Source organism: Paenibacillus sp. RUD330, assembly GCF_002243345.2.
Classification (GTDB): Bacteria; Bacillota; Bacilli; order Paenibacillales; family Paenibacillaceae; genus Paenibacillus_O.
Map to the genome: position 1 here is coordinate 939,536 of NZ_CP022655.2, position 15,458 is coordinate 954,993.

General features: G+C 61.9%; 12 protein-coding genes. 10 read left to right on the plus strand and 2 right to left on the minus strand.

The genetic code is table 11. The features are described from left to right. Positions 1 to 258 precede the first annotated feature (258 nt). The 10 genes from CIC07_RS04225 (at position 259) to CIC07_RS04270 (ending at position 7,991) form a co-directional block, all read left to right on the plus strand. Positions 259 to 1,320 carry an amidohydrolase family protein gene (locus CIC07_RS04225; RefSeq protein WP_094248336.1) on the plus strand — a complete coding sequence of 354 codons (1,062 nt, stop codon included), beginning with the start codon at positions 259 to 261 and terminating at the stop codon, positions 1,318 to 1,320. Between the two features lie 477 nt (positions 1,321 to 1,797). Further along, positions 1,798 to 2,157 carry a Rieske (2Fe-2S) protein gene (locus CIC07_RS04230; protein ID WP_076358683.1) on the plus strand — a complete coding sequence of 120 codons (360 nt, stop codon included), beginning with the start codon at positions 1,798 to 1,800 and terminating at the stop codon, positions 2,155 to 2,157. 250 nt (positions 2,158 to 2,407) lie between these two features. Further along, positions 2,408 to 2,896, plus strand: a complete 489-nt coding sequence (locus tag CIC07_RS04235) for a DUF2798 domain-containing protein (RefSeq protein WP_076358684.1) — start codon at positions 2,408 to 2,410, stop codon at positions 2,894 to 2,896. A 280-nt stretch (positions 2,897 to 3,176) separates the two neighbouring features. Then, positions 3,177 to 3,686, plus strand: coding sequence for a hypothetical protein (locus CIC07_RS04240; protein WP_076358685.1), 510 nt, complete (start codon positions 3,177 to 3,179; stop codon positions 3,684 to 3,686). A gap of 84 nt (positions 3,687 to 3,770) precedes the next feature. After that, complete coding sequence (locus tag CIC07_RS04245) at positions 3,771 to 4,838, plus strand: aminoglycoside 6-adenylyltransferase (RefSeq protein WP_327205397.1); 1,068 nt, start codon at positions 3,771 to 3,773, stop codon at positions 4,836 to 4,838. A gap of 41 nt (positions 4,839 to 4,879) precedes the next feature. Continuing rightward, complete coding sequence (locus CIC07_RS04250; RefSeq protein ID WP_139334447.1) at positions 4,880 to 5,341, plus strand: hypothetical protein; 462 nt, start codon at positions 4,880 to 4,882, stop codon at positions 5,339 to 5,341. 49 nt (positions 5,342 to 5,390) lie between these two features. Continuing rightward, the gene (locus tag CIC07_RS04255) at positions 5,391 to 6,359 is read left to right on the plus strand and encodes a quinone oxidoreductase family protein (RefSeq protein WP_076358859.1); all 969 of its coding nucleotides are present in this window, start codon (positions 5,391 to 5,393) and stop codon (positions 6,357 to 6,359) included. Positions 6,360 to 6,493: 134 nt separating this feature from the next. After that, positions 6,494 to 6,721, plus strand: coding sequence for a hypothetical protein (locus CIC07_RS04260; protein ID WP_076358687.1), 228 nt, complete (start codon positions 6,494 to 6,496; stop codon positions 6,719 to 6,721). 62 nt (positions 6,722 to 6,783) lie between these two features. Then, positions 6,784 to 7,134: a GNAT family N-acetyltransferase gene (locus tag CIC07_RS04265; RefSeq protein ID WP_076358688.1), complete on the plus strand. Its 351-nt coding sequence runs from the start codon at positions 6,784 to 6,786 to the stop codon at positions 7,132 to 7,134. 53 nt (positions 7,135 to 7,187) lie between these two features. After that, positions 7,188 to 7,991 (plus strand): hypothetical protein, encoded by an 804-nt coding sequence (locus tag CIC07_RS04270; RefSeq protein ID WP_076358689.1) that lies wholly within the window; start codon positions 7,188 to 7,190, stop codon positions 7,989 to 7,991. A gap of 208 nt (positions 7,992 to 8,199) precedes the next feature. On the opposite strand, the gene CIC07_RS04275 is transcribed toward CIC07_RS04270, so the two are convergent. Both CIC07_RS04275 and CIC07_RS04280 read right to left on the minus strand, forming a co-directional pair. After that, a complete protein-coding gene (locus CIC07_RS04275; RefSeq protein ID WP_076358690.1) occupies positions 8,200 to 12,417 on the minus strand; it encodes a discoidin domain-containing protein in 4,218 nt (1,405 codons plus the stop codon). 77 nt (positions 12,418 to 12,494) lie between these two features. Further along, positions 12,495 to 15,191, minus strand: coding sequence for a discoidin domain-containing protein (locus tag CIC07_RS04280; protein ID WP_076358691.1), 2,697 nt, complete (start codon positions 15,189 to 15,191; stop codon positions 12,495 to 12,497). Positions 15,192 to 15,458 lie beyond the last annotated feature (267 nt).

The following is a 15,458-nucleotide window of genomic DNA, read 5'->3' on the forward strand; positions in this document are numbered from 1 at the left end:
AAGGCGTAAAGCTCGATGACATAAATGAAAGGCATATTGCCCTTCAGGGTTGTGGTGGACACATCTGGAGGCAAGGTGCCTATCCGGACGGGCTGGACACATTGGCTGCGTCATGCGCATTCGTCGAGCAAGCCGGATGGATGCTCGGCAGCAGCATGCACGGATGATGAATGACCAGGACCGCATGCCAGCATCCGTCATGGCTTGAATGCCGGAACAAGCGTGGCAGGCCATGACGTTCAAAGGAGGAGGATGAGGGTGAACGTGAACGAAAAGCTCCCGCTCATCGACGCGGATGTCCATAACGAGCAGGCGGATTCGGCTCTGCTGCCCTATTTGGCTGAGCCATGGCGATCCCGCGTGGCGGGCAGCGGGATCGGTTATTCCGGCTCCGGTTATTATTCGCCGATAGGAGTCATGAAGAAGGATTCCATTCCTGCCGACGGCAGCAAGGCCGGGTCCGATCCGGAGCTGATGATCCGGCAGCTGATCGAGCCGTACAATGTCGAGGCGGCCATCCTGACCGGAGTCGTCTACAACATTTCCTCGACGCATGATCCGGACTACGCGGCGGCGGTCTGTTCGGCGTACAACGACTACCTGATCGCGGAGTGGCTTGGCAAGCATCCGGCCTTCAAGGGAGCGATGGCGGTATCCACGCTCGATCCGCTGCTGGCGGCGCGGGAAATCGACCGGGTCGGAGGCCACCCGGACATCGTCGAGGTGATCATTTCCAGCGCCGCCCGTTCCCCTCTCGGTCAGCGGAACTATCATCCCATCTATGAAGCGGCGGAGCGCAGCGGCCTGCCTCTCGCCGTCCATCCCGGAGCGGAAGGAGGCGGCAGCTCGACGGCGCCTACAGCCGCCGGCTACCCTTCTCGGTACTTGGAGTGGCACACGAATTTGTCGCAGACGTTCATGGCCCATCTCGTCAGCTTTGTCTGCGAGGGCGTGTTCGTGAAGTATCCGGGGCTGAGGCTCGTGCTCGTCGAGGGCGGCGTCGGCTGGCTGCCTCCGCTGCTGTGGCGTCTCGACAAGAACTACAAGGCGCTTCGCTCCACCGTCCCATGGCTGAAGCGGCTTCCGAGCGAATATGTCCGCGACCATTGCTTTCTGACCACGCAGCCGATCGAGGAGCCGGACAATCCGAAGCATCTGGCCGAGCTGTTCGAAATGTTCGATGCGGAGAATATGCTGCTCTATTCCAGCGACTACCCTCATTGGGATTTCGACGCTCCGGACATGATTTTGCGCAAGCTGTCTCCGGAGGCGCGACGCAAGATTTTCTACGGCAATGCGAAGAGGCTGTATGGATTGTAGGGGCCAGGTGATCGCGTCAAGCTCCTGATGCATCTCGGATCGGACATACGATCCGTTATTTCCGCCCATCTGGCCTCTAAGGGGAGGCTATCGGACATACGATCCGTTATTTTCATGTTTCTATTTCAATGCCGATACGGAATCGTCAAATAGCGGATCCAATGTCCGATACGACTCCAAAACTCGATAAAATCGCCAAATAGCGGATCCAATGTCCGATACGACTCCAAAACTCGATAAAATCGCCAAATAGCGGATCCAATGTCCGACACGATTCCAAAACTCGATAAAACCGTCCAATAGCGGATCCAATGTCCGATACGAATTCAATTATTCAGCAACCAGCAATATGCCATGAGGCCAGCTGGATTTTATACAGTGGATGACGCCCCAAGACCGCAAGCCGCTCTGAAAGGTCGAGTCCGATGTCTGTCTGAAGACCGGCCGGATGAAATAGTCCAGCAAAGGAGGGATCACGTGGCCGTCCATGATGTGCTGGCCGAGGAAGAGGTGCCGGAAGGAGGATTCGCCGTCGTGCAGGTGGAGGGACGGGAAATCGGCATCTTCCGTATCGGCGGAAATTTTTACGCGCTGCACAACTATTGCCCGCATCAAGGGGCTCCGATGTGCGCAGGAAGGGTGTCCGGGACGACGAGTCCATCGGGCGTGTACGAGTATGCTTACGGGAGGGAAGGCGAAATTCTCCGATGTCCGTGGCATGGATGGGAGTTTGATATCCGCACCGGCAAGTCTCTGTTCAGCGAACGCACCCGGATCCGCACCTACAAGCTGTCGGTCGGCGGCGGAAGAATCGGGATTGTGCTGGGGGAGCACTAGAGCTGAAATACAGTCGGAGAAACCGAAGCCGCCGAGGGGATGGCTTGGGTTTCTTCGCCTTTCCATGCAAGCGATAAAGGCATAAGAAACTGAACACGCTCCTCCGATGGGAAGAGATCAGCCCCGGAACGCCTCTATGGCCGGTCCAGACAACAAAGGTCCTGATCTTTGAACGTTCACAAAGTGTTCACTTATGCGGGAGGTCCCATCCTTTCTATACTGACAAGGATAAACGAAAGGATGATGGGAAATGCCCGCAACGAAGAAGGAAGACATTTATTTCGGATTGATGATGTGCTTGGGAATGGTCGTGTTCATGACGTTCTACAATCTCTACACGCATGATCTGCTTGGAACGATGACGTGGAAAGAAGTTCTCGTTCAGCTGCTCTTGGTTTATGTCGTCGCTTCCTTGCTCGAGCTGTTTGTCGTCGGCCCGATTGCGAAGAAAGCCGCCTTTTCCTTGCCCTATGACAAGTCCAAGAAAATATACGTCATTCTGTCCCTGGCTTTATGCATGGTGACCGGCATGGTTCTCTGCATGTCTCTTTATGGACTGGCGACGACCCGCCTGACCGGCGGCTTGGCCGGAGAATCATGGCTCGGCAGCTATTTTTCCCTCGTAGGACATAATTTCATCTTCGCTCTTCCTCTGCAGCTGCTGGTCGTAGGGCCGCTGGTTAGGCTATTGTTCGCGAAGTTTGTTCAAGGTAACAGGAGAACGGAGCTTGGAGGCTGACCGGCTGGCTGCCGTCGTTGAACGGGCTTTGAAATCTCGACGCTGCCGCGATAGACGAAATGAATTCAACGTGGAAACGGCAGGCGGAAGCAGCGTTCTGACAGCCCGAAGGGCTTGTTGGCGTGCTTCCGTTTTTCCTTTCGGCGCGAAGAGGATGACTCTGTCATCACGAATGTGATCTCCTGAATAAAGGATTTCGGAATCTTTCCGAAGAAGAACCGAGTATCGTTTTATTGCAACCGTTGGCGATGCCTGTTCCCGGGAGGAAGGATTGAGCCTGATGGCGAGAAGAAAATGGGCCTTTCGAGCATCGGTTCTGTTCTCCATCCTGCTTGCCGTCCTTCTGATCCGAGGATGCTGGCAGATGGACAGAGTGGAGCAGCAGCTCTATGGAAACGACTTGATGATCAGTCTGGTGCAGCTGGAGGGATTGATCGGCCAGCAGGAAGAGAGGAACTGGGATAAGCCTGACCTCGTCACGATACAGCTGGGAAATGTGACGGACAACTTGTCGACGCTTGTTCTGACCAAGCTGCCCTCCAAGTCGGAAAATCGCATGCTGCAAAGCTTGTATGTCCTTTTCATGCGATATCCAAATAGAGAGTTATATCTGCTTCCGGAGGTTGCTCAAGAGGACCGGTCGGCCAACTCCGGCCTGCGAGCGGAGCTGAGGAAGGCCGGGATTGGAATCGGGATAACGATGGGCGGCGGCATCAAGGAAGCCAAGCGCAGGCTGGAAGTCTTGCGTGAAGCGCTGGAGGAGAGAGGACTCAGCCGTTCCCGGTCTTAGGCAGAGGCCAGGCGTCATCGCAGGGGATACAATGACGGAGACGAGGATCATTCCGAGGGGGAGAAAGGGAAATGAAAAAACCGTTTGCGAAGCTTTGACGCCCGTTCCGCATTCGTCCGTCCGGCATTCGCCCGTCCCGCATTCGCCCGTCCCGCATTCGTCCGTCCCGCATTCGCCCGTCCCGCACTCCGTACCGCACTCGCCCATCCGCGGCAAGGGGACCGCCTCCTGGATTCAGCCGTGCTGGACAACCTCGAAGCCAAGACAACCAAGGGAGCTGGAAACATGAGAACGGAACAGCAGATGATGGACTTGATTCTGGGTTATGCCCGGCAGGACGAGCGCGTGCGGGCGGTCTTCATGAACGGCTCGCGGACCAATGCGAACGTGCCGAAGGATCGCTTTCAGGATTACGACATCGTTTATCTGGTGACGGAGCTGGATTCTTTTGTGGAAAACCATGCCTGGACAGACGTCTTCGGAGAACGCCTGATCATGCAGAGGCCGGACGAAGGCCAGCTGTTTCCTTCGGACCGCAAAGGACGATACGCCTACCTGATGCAGCTGGCGGATGGCAACCGCATCGACCTGACGCTGATTGAGAAGGAGCAGGCTGCGGAGTATGCCTGCGAGGACAAGCTGGCCGTGGCGCTGCTCGACAAGGACGGCTTGCTGCCGGAGCTGCCTCCTCCGACCGACGAGGACTACCGCGTCAAGCCCCCGACCGCATCGGAGTATGCCGGCTGCTGCAACGAGTTCTGGTGGGTGGCGACCTATGTCGCCAAGGGGCTGTGGAGGCAGGAGCATTTGTATGCTTACGACCACCTGAATCTCTATGTCCGGCCGATGCTGCTGACGATGCTGGACTGGCAGGTCGGCATTTCGACGGGATATAGCGTGAGCACGGGCAAAAACGGCAAGTATTTGCGGCAGCATGTGGAAACGGGGACATGGAGCGAGCTGATGGCGACGTATTCCGATGCCAGCCTGGAAAGCATATGGAGGGCTCTGTTCGCTGTGGGCGGGCTGTTTCGCCGGGTCAGCTCCGAGGTGGCCGAGGCGGCGGGTTTTGTCTTCGACGAGGCGGAAGCCCTCCGCGTGACGGCTTATTTGGAACAAGTAAGGAAGCAGTCCGATCCGCAGCCGGAGTGATCGGGCTGAAGCCGGATTCTTATCGGAGCGGAGGAGAAAGGGTGGAAGCCGAGCAAAAGGTCATTACCGTAAAAACGCCCGTACTGTGGGCGGAAACGATAGGTCTCGCCGTTGTCCTGCTCGTGAATGGGGCGAACTTCAGCAGGCATGGAGATTTGAACCCGCTGATTTTATGCATGGGCGTCGTCGTTCTGATTCTCCTCCTGCTGCTCGTCGGAATCCGGCTCGCCCGCTTGAGGCAAAAACCGAGGCGGCTGACTCTGTCGCCCGGTGGATTGAAAATTGGCGACAGCCGTCATGCGGCGGATGAAATCGGGGAAATCCGGGTCTACGGAGTGTTTGGAACGTATACCGGCATTTTGAGACGCGGACGCCGCGTCGTGCCGCCCTCACTCTACTTCCGGTTCGTGGGAGATGAGGATCAAGGGATGCGCGAGCTGGAGCGCTGGGCCGCAGCCAATGGAATCAAGATGGTGCAGAAGAACTTTTGGAAATGGATTTGAAGCGAATGGATAGCGGGCAAGGTACGGGGACTAGGAAAGGGGAATGTCTGTGAAAGCATTGGTGTTCCATGAATTCGGCGGACCGGAAGTGCTCCATGTGGAACAGCTTCCGGATCCCGCTCCGGCATCCGATGAAGTGCTCGTGCGGGTGGAGGCGATCGGACTCAACTTCGCGGATATTTACCGGAGGCGGGGCAACTATCACTTGGAGGGCAAGCCGCCTTATATTCTCGGCTACGAGGGCGCAGGCGTCGTCGTGGAAGCGGGAGCCGGCGCTCATGGCTTCAAAAAAGGGGATCGCGTCGCATTCGCCGACGTTCCGCATGCCAACGCCGAGCTGGTGCGCGTCCCTGCCGATCGCGCCATCCCGCTGCCGGAAGGAATCAGCTTCGAGCAGGCGGCGGCCGTGCTGCTGCAGGGCTTGACCGCCCACTACCTGGTGAACGACAGCTGCCGCGTCGCGCCGGGCGACGAGGTGCTCGTCCATGCCGCGGCCGGAGGCGTCGGGCAGCTGCTCGTCCAGCTGGCGGCGGCCAAGGGAGCGCGGGTGCTCGGACTGACTTCGTCCGCTGCCAAGCGGCAGGCCGCTCTTCAGGCGGGGGCCGATGAAGTGCTGCTGTACGGAACCGATTGGGTGAGCGGGGTGCGGCAGTGGAGCGTCGGCGGCGAAGGCGTCGGCGTGGCCTACGATTCCGTCGGCTCGACGCTGATGGAGAGCTTTGCCGCTGTGAGAACGCGCGGTACGGTCGTCTTCTACGGGATGGCGGGCGGAGATCCCGCCCCTGTCGATCCCCGCATGCTGATGGATGCCTCCAAGACGCTGACCGGCGGAGACCTGTGGAATCATGTCACGACGCAGGAGGAACGGATACGGCGTTCCGGAGAGCTGTTCGGCTGGATCATGGAAGGCAGCCTGAAGCTTGCGGACATCCGAAGCTTCGCTTTGGCGGACGGGGCTGACGCTCACCGCCTGCTGGAGAGCCGGCTGCACAGCGGAAAGATCGTGTTGATCCCGTGAAGCAAAGGGCAAGATGAAGCTGGGACGGAGAGAGATCTCCGTCCTTTTTTCTATGCTTGCAGACATCATTTAATTCGATTACTATCTAATTAGATGCTAGTCGAATTTATGCTGCGCGAAGAAAAGGAGCATGGATGCTGACAACTCCATGGCCGTCCGTCTGGCTGTCCGAACGCTGCCGGGTTCGAAAGTTGCGGGATGATGAAGTCGAGCCTGTGCAGCGGCTTTACGAGAGATCCGCTCCGCTGCCGATCTGGACAGGCCAGCCTTTGAATGCCTCCTATATAGCCAACGCGCGGAGCGGATATCCGGAGCTGCCGCCGGCCGGCCCGATCGGCTGCATGTCCGGCTGGCGGAGCTGAAGGAAGAGGCGCCCGCGGCTGAGCCGAAGGCGGAAGGACCGTCAGCGGAGCCCATCGCCCTGATGGAGCTGTACCGAGGGTACCCGGGCGAGCGGGATCTCTATATCGGCCTGTTCGCTGTCGATCCGACGCATCGCGGCCGAAGGCTCGGAAGCGAGCTCGTGTACGGCATCCTCTCTCTTGCCGCCGAGCGGTCCTATGAGACCGTCCGGGCAGCGGTCGGTCTCAAGAACGGGGCGGCTCTGCGCTTCTGGATCGGCTGCGGCTCCAAGGAAGCCGTCAAGGTGAGCGGCGACCGGGAGCATGGGGGGATGCCTTTGCAAGAATCGAGCTGGCATGCCGCATCGGGGGCGAAGCCCAGGCACGATAGCACTGCCGCTCATCCGGAGGGGATGGCTGCTGTGCAACCTTGAGGATGGAGAAGGCGTCATTGAAGGCAGTAAATGCTTCCAGGAGGAGATTTGAAATGCAGCTTCGCGGTTTCATCGTACCCATCTCCGTTTGCGCCCTGCTTTTGACGGCTTGCAGCGGAGCTCCGTCGGAACGGGGGGCAACAGCCGTCCCGGCTTCATCGGCAGCCTTGCACGGCGATTCGAATTCCCCGGCACCCGGCACCGGAGGAGGCGCGCTTCCGTCCCCTTCGCCCGATGGGCAAGCGGCCCCGCCATCCAAGGATGGCATGGCTGCGCGAGCGTTCGCGGAGAACGCGGAAGGGAAGCTCGTCATCCGGCCGGCCGGCCCGGTGACGGAGGAGAGGCTTGGAGCCCCGAGCTGTCTCGGACAGGAGAACGATCATCAGTGGACAGGCAGCTTTGAGGCGGTGTGGCAGCCTAAGGATGGACCCGAGCAGCCGGTGGCGCGCTACGAGGACGGCTTTGACGGCGACGGAATCATCCAGCCGGACACCGAGCCTGTCCAGATGGAGGCCGTATCCTTGGGCTCGGCTGACTTGTATGCGTTCACTCCCCAATATACGGATTGCCATGCGCTTCTGACTTATTTTTACGTCCTGGAAGGCGGCAAGGCCTACTCGGTGCCGCTGGTCTTCGGCGAGGATCAGACCAAACCGCTGATGGCGAGGCTGCCGATCGGCGGCATGGAGACGAAGGACGGAGAGCTCCTCCTGGCCGAGGGCTACGGAGCGGGGCAGGACAAGATCGACGTGTACCATTTCCGCTACAACGCCGCCAGCCGGCAGCTGGAGAGGACCGCGACCGACAGCCATGATGCGGCCCGATTCCTGGAGCAGGAGAAAGGGAAGACGAAGTAGGTCGTTCAGGCAGGGCACGCCCCAAAACGTCAGGACTTGCTCAAAAGCGTTCAGAACGAGGCTCGAAGGCGTTCAGGGCATGCACAAAAAGACCTGATTGAAACGGGGCAGATTCCCTTGCCGGTCCGACAGCCGCAGGAGACGGGTCCATGCGAAAAAGGGCCGTTCCGGAAGCTTCGCCCGGAACGGCCCTTTTCTGTTCCCTTGCTTAGGACAAGTAGACATTGAGCTCGCGGATCGACCACCAGCTGCTGCTCGTGCCGGTCTGCACGATCTTGATGTAGCGGGCGGTCTTCGCCGCGAACGAGGCGGTGACGACGGGACCGGTGCCGGCGCCTGCGGCGACGGCGCTGCCCCAGCTCGCGCCGTCGGCGGAGACGTAGATTTCATACCCGCGGGCATAGTCGCCGTCGCTGCCGGTAGAATCCATCGTCAGCTTGGAGAAGGTTTTGGACGCCTTCATATCAATGGTGATGGATTGGCCGGGCGCCATCGCCGCTCCCGTGCTCCAGCGGGTCGCCATGCTGCCGTCGAGCAGGCTGGCCGGCACGTCGCCGCTGGACGGCGTGCTGCTCGCCGTCCAGCCGGTGCGGTCCAGCGCCGCTCCGGGAGCCGGGGTCGGGGACGGAGCGGCGGTCGGAGTTGGAGTCGGCGACGGCGACGGTGTCGTCCCGCCCGACGCGCCGTACACGTTAAGCTCGCGGACCGACCACCAGCTGGTGCTCGTGCCGGTCTGCACGATCTTGATGTAGCGGGCGGTCTTGACGGCGAACGTGGCGGCGACGACAGGGCCGGTGCCGGCGCCTGAGGCGACGGAGCTGCCCCAGCCCGCGCCGTCGGCGGAGACGTAGATCTCATAACCCCGCGCATAGTCGTCGTCGCTGCCGGTGGAGTCCATCGTCAGCTTGCTGAAGGTTTTGGACGCCTTCATATCGATGGTGATGGACTGGCCGGGCGCCATCGCCGCTCCCGTGCTCCAGCGGGTCGCCATGCTGCCGTCGAGCAGGTTGGCTGCTGCGTCTCCGCTCGACGGACTGCTCGTCGCGGTCCAGCCGGTGCGGTCCAGCGCCGCTCCCGGTGCCGGAGTCGGCGTGGCTGTCGGAGCCGGAGTCGGCGTGGCTGTCGGGGTCGGAGTCGGCGTGTCCGTCGGGGCTGGAGTCGGAGTCGCCCCGCCTCCCTGGCTCAGCGGATCGGCCTTGACCAGCTTGTGAGGCGGCACGGCGACGCTGCCCGTCGGTCCGGCGGCATTGCGGAACTGCACGATGATCGGCTGATCTGTAGGGTTCCACGCCATCGCCGTGTACGCGGAGCCTTTTTTGTAGATGCCGACGCCGGCCCAGTTGCTCGCCCAGATGTCAGCTGTCCGGCTGCCGTAGCTGGCCATGTTGTGGATGAACCAGTACGAGTTGAAGATTTCGTTTTTTTGCAGGATGGAGGGATTCCACTTGGCGATCGCCGCCTGCGGGTCGCTCAGAGACTGATACGGCCAGACGATGTGCTCCCAGCCGGATTCAGGGCCGCCGTTGTCCTTGAGGAAGGACGCGTACAGATCGGCCGCCTTCTGCGGATAGCGTCCGTAGTAGCTCATCCACTCCGCCGTCGGCAGCCAGTGGATGCCGTAGATGTTGACCGGCGCGCCGGAGAAGTAGGTGCCGTAGAGGTAGGCGCTGCCCCAGACCTGCCCCGCGACGCCGTGGCGGTAGTCGGGAATCCAATTGTCATGGTCGTAGTTGAACCAGTACTGCTCGATCGCCTTCAGCTCCGTGGAGAAGCCCCAGGCGCCGGTATCCCGGTAGCTGTCGTTGCCGGTGACGAGCCCCCAGAGGAAGAGGCCCGCCCAGCCGTTCAGCGCTTCGCCCGCGGCCTCCTGGTTGTTGCCGTTGTCGTTGTCGGCATAGGCTCCCGCCCAGGAGTGGCCCTCGTACGGGTCGAAGCTGCGCAGCCACGGGTACATGGAGTCGGTGCGCGAAGGATTGGCGTAGTCGCGGATCAGCTGCTCCACCATGCCGCCGTAGTCGCGCTTGAAGGCGCTGTCGAACGATGCCAGCACGGCGGAAGCGTACACGTAGTAGCCATAGGTGTAGTGATGGTCGGTCAGGCCCGTATTGATGCCCCAGCCCGCCGCCCAGGGGAAGATGGAGCCCCACTCCGGCGCGTAATGGAAATAATACGTATGCAGGGCGTCCGAGGAGGAATAGGTGTACCAGTCGGTCAGGATGCTCCGCAGGATGCCGAGGTACCGGTCGCGCCGGGCCGCATCGCCGATGCTGTCGCTGACCATGGCGCCTAGAGCGGCCGGATACAGCACTTTTCCCTGCCAGTAAGGATCCTGGTTCATGAGGCCGGCGGTGTTCGCAAGCTCCGTATCGAGCTGGCTCAGATAGCCCGTCAGCTCGCTGCGGGAGTAGGCGGAGTCATTGGGCTCCGCGAACTGCGGCAGCAGGCCGGTGAAGGAATCGGATGTCGAGAAGCTGTTGCCCTCGCGCAGCTTCAGCGTGCCCCGGATGGACGGGTAGGACAGCCCCGTCAGCGGAGCGGACGAGGACTTCCACTGATGCGGAAGCAGCGCCGTCAGCGTGTCGGCGGAGAAGCCGGAGCGCTTCAGCTCGGTGACGCTGGTGAACGTGGAGGATACTTTGGCCTGGCTCATATCGTAGCCGTACGCCACCTTTGTGTCGGTCACGAACGCATAGGCGTGCTTGTAGAAATAATTCAAGTCGCCGCTGCCCGGCAGGCCGGCCAGCGAGAGATAATTGGCGCCACCGCCGAGCTTCATCTTGATTTTGCCTCCGGCCCGCGTGAACACGGTTCCCGGAGGCGCGAAGACGCCGTAGGAGCGCGTCGCCGCCTTCGGCTGCACGGCGTTGTCCAGCGTCGCGATCTCCAGCCCGATATGGTCGGCTGTGACGGCGGAGCCCTCCGCCGCCAGCAGGGGCTGTCCGGAATCGTCGAAGGCGCGGATCAGGCCGGGGACGAACAGCTCCGGCGAGTTCGGATCGCTGAACATGCTGTACACGTAGGGCGAGCCTTTCGCCAGCACCGACTTCATCTTCGGCGTATCATCGTCGCTCAGGACGACGCGGACCGAATAGTCGCCGTAGCCGTCCACCTTGCTTTCCAGCGCTTTTGGATTCAGCAGATTGCTCGCCGACAGGTACAAGTCGGGATCGCCGTCGGCGTTGACCGCGCCGCCGTCCCCGTTGACGGCGCCAGCTCCGGGGTTCAGGAGGCCGAGCCCATTGGCGGAGTATTTCGCCTTGAGCGGCAGGGTGACGATGCCGGTTCCCGCGCCTAGATGCTGCACGAGCAGGTTCTGCCACCAGTCGTTGGACGGGATCGGGGCATTCACGCCGCTCGTGCGGTTTTTGGGATAGAGCGGCTCGAGCTGGGTCACATCGCCGATCTCGTAGCTGCCGCTGCCGACCTGCACGGTGGAAGGCTGGGGCAGCGGGGCGATGCTGTAGCTCGGCTGGGGATCGCCCGTGCGGTATGAATACACCTCGAACTCATAGAGGGAATAACCGTAATTCGTTCCCCGGCCGATGCCCAGCATGCGGACGTAGCGGCCGGAGGCATAGAGCGGAATCTCGTCCTTGCCTCCCGCGCCGTAGCGCTGGCGGTAGACGGTCGTCCAGCTTCTGGCGTCGTCGGATACCTGGATGTCGTACACCCGGCCGAAGGCTGTCTCCCACCTCAGGACGACCTTGCCGATCCGCTGGCTCTGGCCGAGGTCCACGTAGATCCACTGGGGATCGGACGCTTGGGACGCCCAGCGGCTGGAGAGGCCGCCATCGGTGACATTCGCCGTGGCGTAGTCCTTGGGCTGGCTGCCCCCGGCTTCCGACGAGGAGACTGCCGGACGTCCGAGCGCGGCGTTGATCGGAGCGGGCTGCGGCGCAGGACCGGCCCCGCCGGTGCCGTACAGCTCGAATTCATACAGGGAGACGCCGTAGGCGGGTAGCGCCCGCTGCACGGAATAGAGGCGCACGTAGCGGCCGGACCCGCTCAAGGCGACGTCGGTCGTCCCGCCCGAGGCGTTCGCGTTCGCATAGACGGGCGTCCAGGCCGACTCGTCGTTCGACGTCTCGATGCGGAACGATTTGGAGTAGGCGCCTTCCCATTTGATGACCGCCCTGGAGAGGGTCGCCTGAGCGCCCAGATCGACATAAAGCCACTGCGGATCCTGGCCGAGGCGGCTTTCCCAGCGGGTCGCCGGATCGCCGTCGAAGGCGAGCTGGGGACCGTTCGCGCCGCGCACGGAGGACGCATAGGCGAGCCGGTTCGCCGTGAGCAGGTAGTCGCCGGCCGCAGCTGCCGCCGGCGCAGGCGGCGCGGCAGGAATCAGCAGCGGCAGCAGGAGCGCCAGGACGGCGGTCCAGATGGCGATGCGGCGTCGTGCCGTCGATTTTTGGATCCATGTCTTCACGAGAGTTCCTCCCGAATGGTACAGAATGGGGTCGCAAAAAGAGAGGGACGCGGAAAGTCCCTCTCGGCTGCTGCTTCTCAGCTGTATACGTTCAGCTCGCGGATCGACCACCAGCTGGTCGCCGTTCCGGTCTGCACGATCTTGATGTAGCGGGCGGTCTTCGCCGCGAACGAGGCGGTGACGACGGGACCGGTGCCGGTGCCTGTGGCGACGGCGCTGCCCCAGCTCGCGCCGTCGGCGGAGACGTAGATTTCATAACCCCGCGCATAGTCGCTGTCGCTGCCGGTAGAATCCATCGTCAGCTTGGAGAAGGTTTTGGACGCCTTCATATCGACGGTGATGGACTGGCCCGGCGCCATCGCCGCGCCTGTACTCCAGCGGGTCGCCATGCTGCCGTCGAGCAGGTTGGCCGGCACGTCGCCGCTGGACGGCGTGCTGCTCGCCGTCCAGCCGGTGCGGTCCAGAGCTGCGCCAGGCGTCGGAGTCGGAGTCGGCGTTGTCCCGCCCGACGTGCCGTACACGTTCAGCTCGCGGATCGACCACCAGCTGCTGTTCGTGCCGGTCTGCACGATCTTGATGTAGCGGGCGGTCTGAGCCGCGAAGGAAGTCGTCACGACGGGTGCGCTGCCGATTCCCGTCGCAACGGGGCTGCCCCAGCTCGCGCCGTCGGCGGAGACATACACCTCATAACCCCGCGCATAGTCGCTGTCGCTGCCGGTGGAGTCCATCGTCAGCTTGTTGAAGGTTTTGGAAGCCTTCATGTCGATGAGGATATATTGGCCCGGCGCCATCGCCGCGCCTGTGCTCCAGCGGGTCGCCATGCTGCCGTCCAGCAGGTTGGCCGGGACGTCTCCGCTCGACGGATTGCTCGTCGCGGTCCATCCGGTCCGGTCCAGCGCCGTTCCCGGCGCCGGTGTCGGAGTCGGAGTCGGCGTAGGCGCAACCGTCGGGGTTGGGGTCGGAGTCGGAGTCGGTGTCGGGGTAGGCGTGCCTCCCGAGCCGTTGCCCGCCCATTCACCCAGCGTCTGGCGCATCGCCTCGGCCGGGGTGTTGGCGTACACGCGGCCGCCGGTGTTGTTGATGATGTGGGAGATCTCGCTGCCGGCCGTGCCGGAGAGCCAGATGGTCGTCATGTTGTGGAACTTCACGCCCGGCGCGTTGGGCGCCTCGATGGCGCTGTTCAGCTTGACGGCCGCGTCGCGGAAGTAGGAGTAGATGCCGAGTCCCCAGGCCTCGTGGCTTGTCACGCTGTCTGCGACCTTGTAGGAGGCGTAGCCGTTGACGGCGCCTCCGCCGCTTTTCCAGGAGGCTTGATTCGGCACGTCGTACGGAATTTCGGACTGGTAGAAATACAGCTTGCCGCCGTTGCCGTTCCATACGGTCTGATACTCGTTGTGATGCTCGTTGAACAGCCCGTACAGGGTGACGTCGGCGCCGTTGACGATGAGGCCGTTTTTGGAGACGTTGGACGTCCAGCCGGCGCCGGCTCCATGGTCGGCCCGCCAGAGCCAGAAATGGTCGCCGATGACGTCGCTGCTGTTGATGCGCAGGCTGGCGTCGCTGCGTCCGTTGGACGCGCCGCCGGTGCGGAAGGTCAGATCGTGAAGGGAGGTCGGATTGGATTTATGGCGGGCCGAGCTGCCGACAGGGCCGACATCCATCAGCACCGGCGTGTTGACAGGACCGGCGTCGAAGGTAAGGCCGGCGATCTTCACGCCGTCCACGTCCGCGACGGTCATGGCGGGCAGTCCCGTATCCGGCACGAGCGTCGGAATGCCGATGCCGAGCACGACGGTGTTGGCGTTCGCCACGCGGATCGTATCGCTCAGATGATAGATGCCGGGCGTGAACAGCAGATGCTTGCCTTGGGCGAGAGCTGCGTTCAGGCTCGCCGCGGTAGCGCTTTCAGGACGCGCGACATAAAACTGGCTGATCGGGATCGACTGGCCGGGCGTAGAGCCGGACGCCCAGCTGACGCCCTGCGTGCCGCTCTGCAGCGCGGGGACGAACACCTGGTACTGGCCGCTGCCGTCGACGTACAGATACGGCTTCTCGCGGATGACCGGAGTCGTCGGCACGACGGTGTAGGGAGGATCGGGGAAGCTGGCCGCGGGGGCGTTCTTGCTGCCGACGAACATCATGTTCCAGACGCCGTTGGTCCATTCTCCCCACTCGCTGTTGCGGGAGAACCACTGCTGCTGGGAGGCCGGAACGACCTTGCCGTCGACCTTGGAATCGGCGAGGAAGCCTCCGCTGGCCCAGCCGGCGTTCCAGTTGGAATCGAAATCGAACAGGTCGAGCTCGCCCTTGATGTTGAGGCGGCGGAGCGGAGCGGCCTGCGACACGGCGATCTGCGTCTTGCCGCTGGAAGGAGCCAGCGTCATGTTCTCGATCGCCCGCCAGAAATTGCGCGTCGCGTTGCCGTTGTCCCAGTCGGCGTTCACGTTGACGCCGCCGGTTACCGTGACATCCCCGGGATTGAGCCCTAGGCCGGCCACATGGGTATAGAAGCCGACGTTGAAATTGACGTTGTACGTGCCGGGCTTGAACAGCAGCGCCTTGCGGCTGCTGCTGAACTCGGCCGACTCCAGCGAGCTGAAGACCGACGTCGCCACGGACTGGATGTCCGCCGCCGGCATGGACGGATCGAACACATAGACATTCGGTCCGAACAGGGTGGTGTTGGCGTCGCTGACAGGCGCGGCCGAGGCTGCGCCTGCCGCCAATCCGCCCAGCGTCAGCGCCGCTGCGACCGACAGGATCATTTTCTTCATTCTTCATCCTCCTTTGATTTGGCCTTGCGATGCGCGGGTTGGCCCTGATGTTGAAATCGTTTTCAAAAACGGGCTGCCTGCCACCTCTTTTCGTTTGATGTCGATGATTTTCTATTGCCATCAGGAGATGGCAACCACAGTATAAGATGGAATACTATCCTTGAAAACGGTTTCTTTCCAAGTTCTTGAAAATACAAACCAAGCGGCTTGAATTCACCGCCTCGAGCGCAAAAAATCCCCGCGCATTTACTTTTTGGGTTGGCCTTC

Excerpts from the sequence above, each read along its gene's own strand:
- CIC07_RS04260 (WP_076358687.1), top strand. The coding sequence starts at position 6,494 with ATGCTGACAACTCCATGGCCGTCCGTCTGGCTGTCCGAACGCTGCCGG.
- CIC07_RS04280 (WP_076358691.1), bottom strand. The coding sequence starts at position 15,191 with ATGAAGAAAATGATCCTGTCGGTCGCAGCGGCGCTGACGCTGGGCGGA.
- CIC07_RS04270 (WP_076358689.1), top strand. The coding sequence starts at position 7,188 with ATGCAGCTTCGCGGTTTCATCGTACCCATCTCCGTTTGCGCCCTGCTT.
- CIC07_RS04265 (WP_076358688.1), top strand. The coding sequence starts at position 6,784 with ATGGAGCTGTACCGAGGGTACCCGGGCGAGCGGGATCTCTATATCGGC.
- CIC07_RS04240 (WP_076358685.1), top strand. The coding sequence starts at position 3,177 with ATGGCGAGAAGAAAATGGGCCTTTCGAGCATCGGTTCTGTTCTCCATC.
- CIC07_RS04235 (WP_076358684.1), top strand. The coding sequence starts at position 2,408 with ATGCCCGCAACGAAGAAGGAAGACATTTATTTCGGATTGATGATGTGC.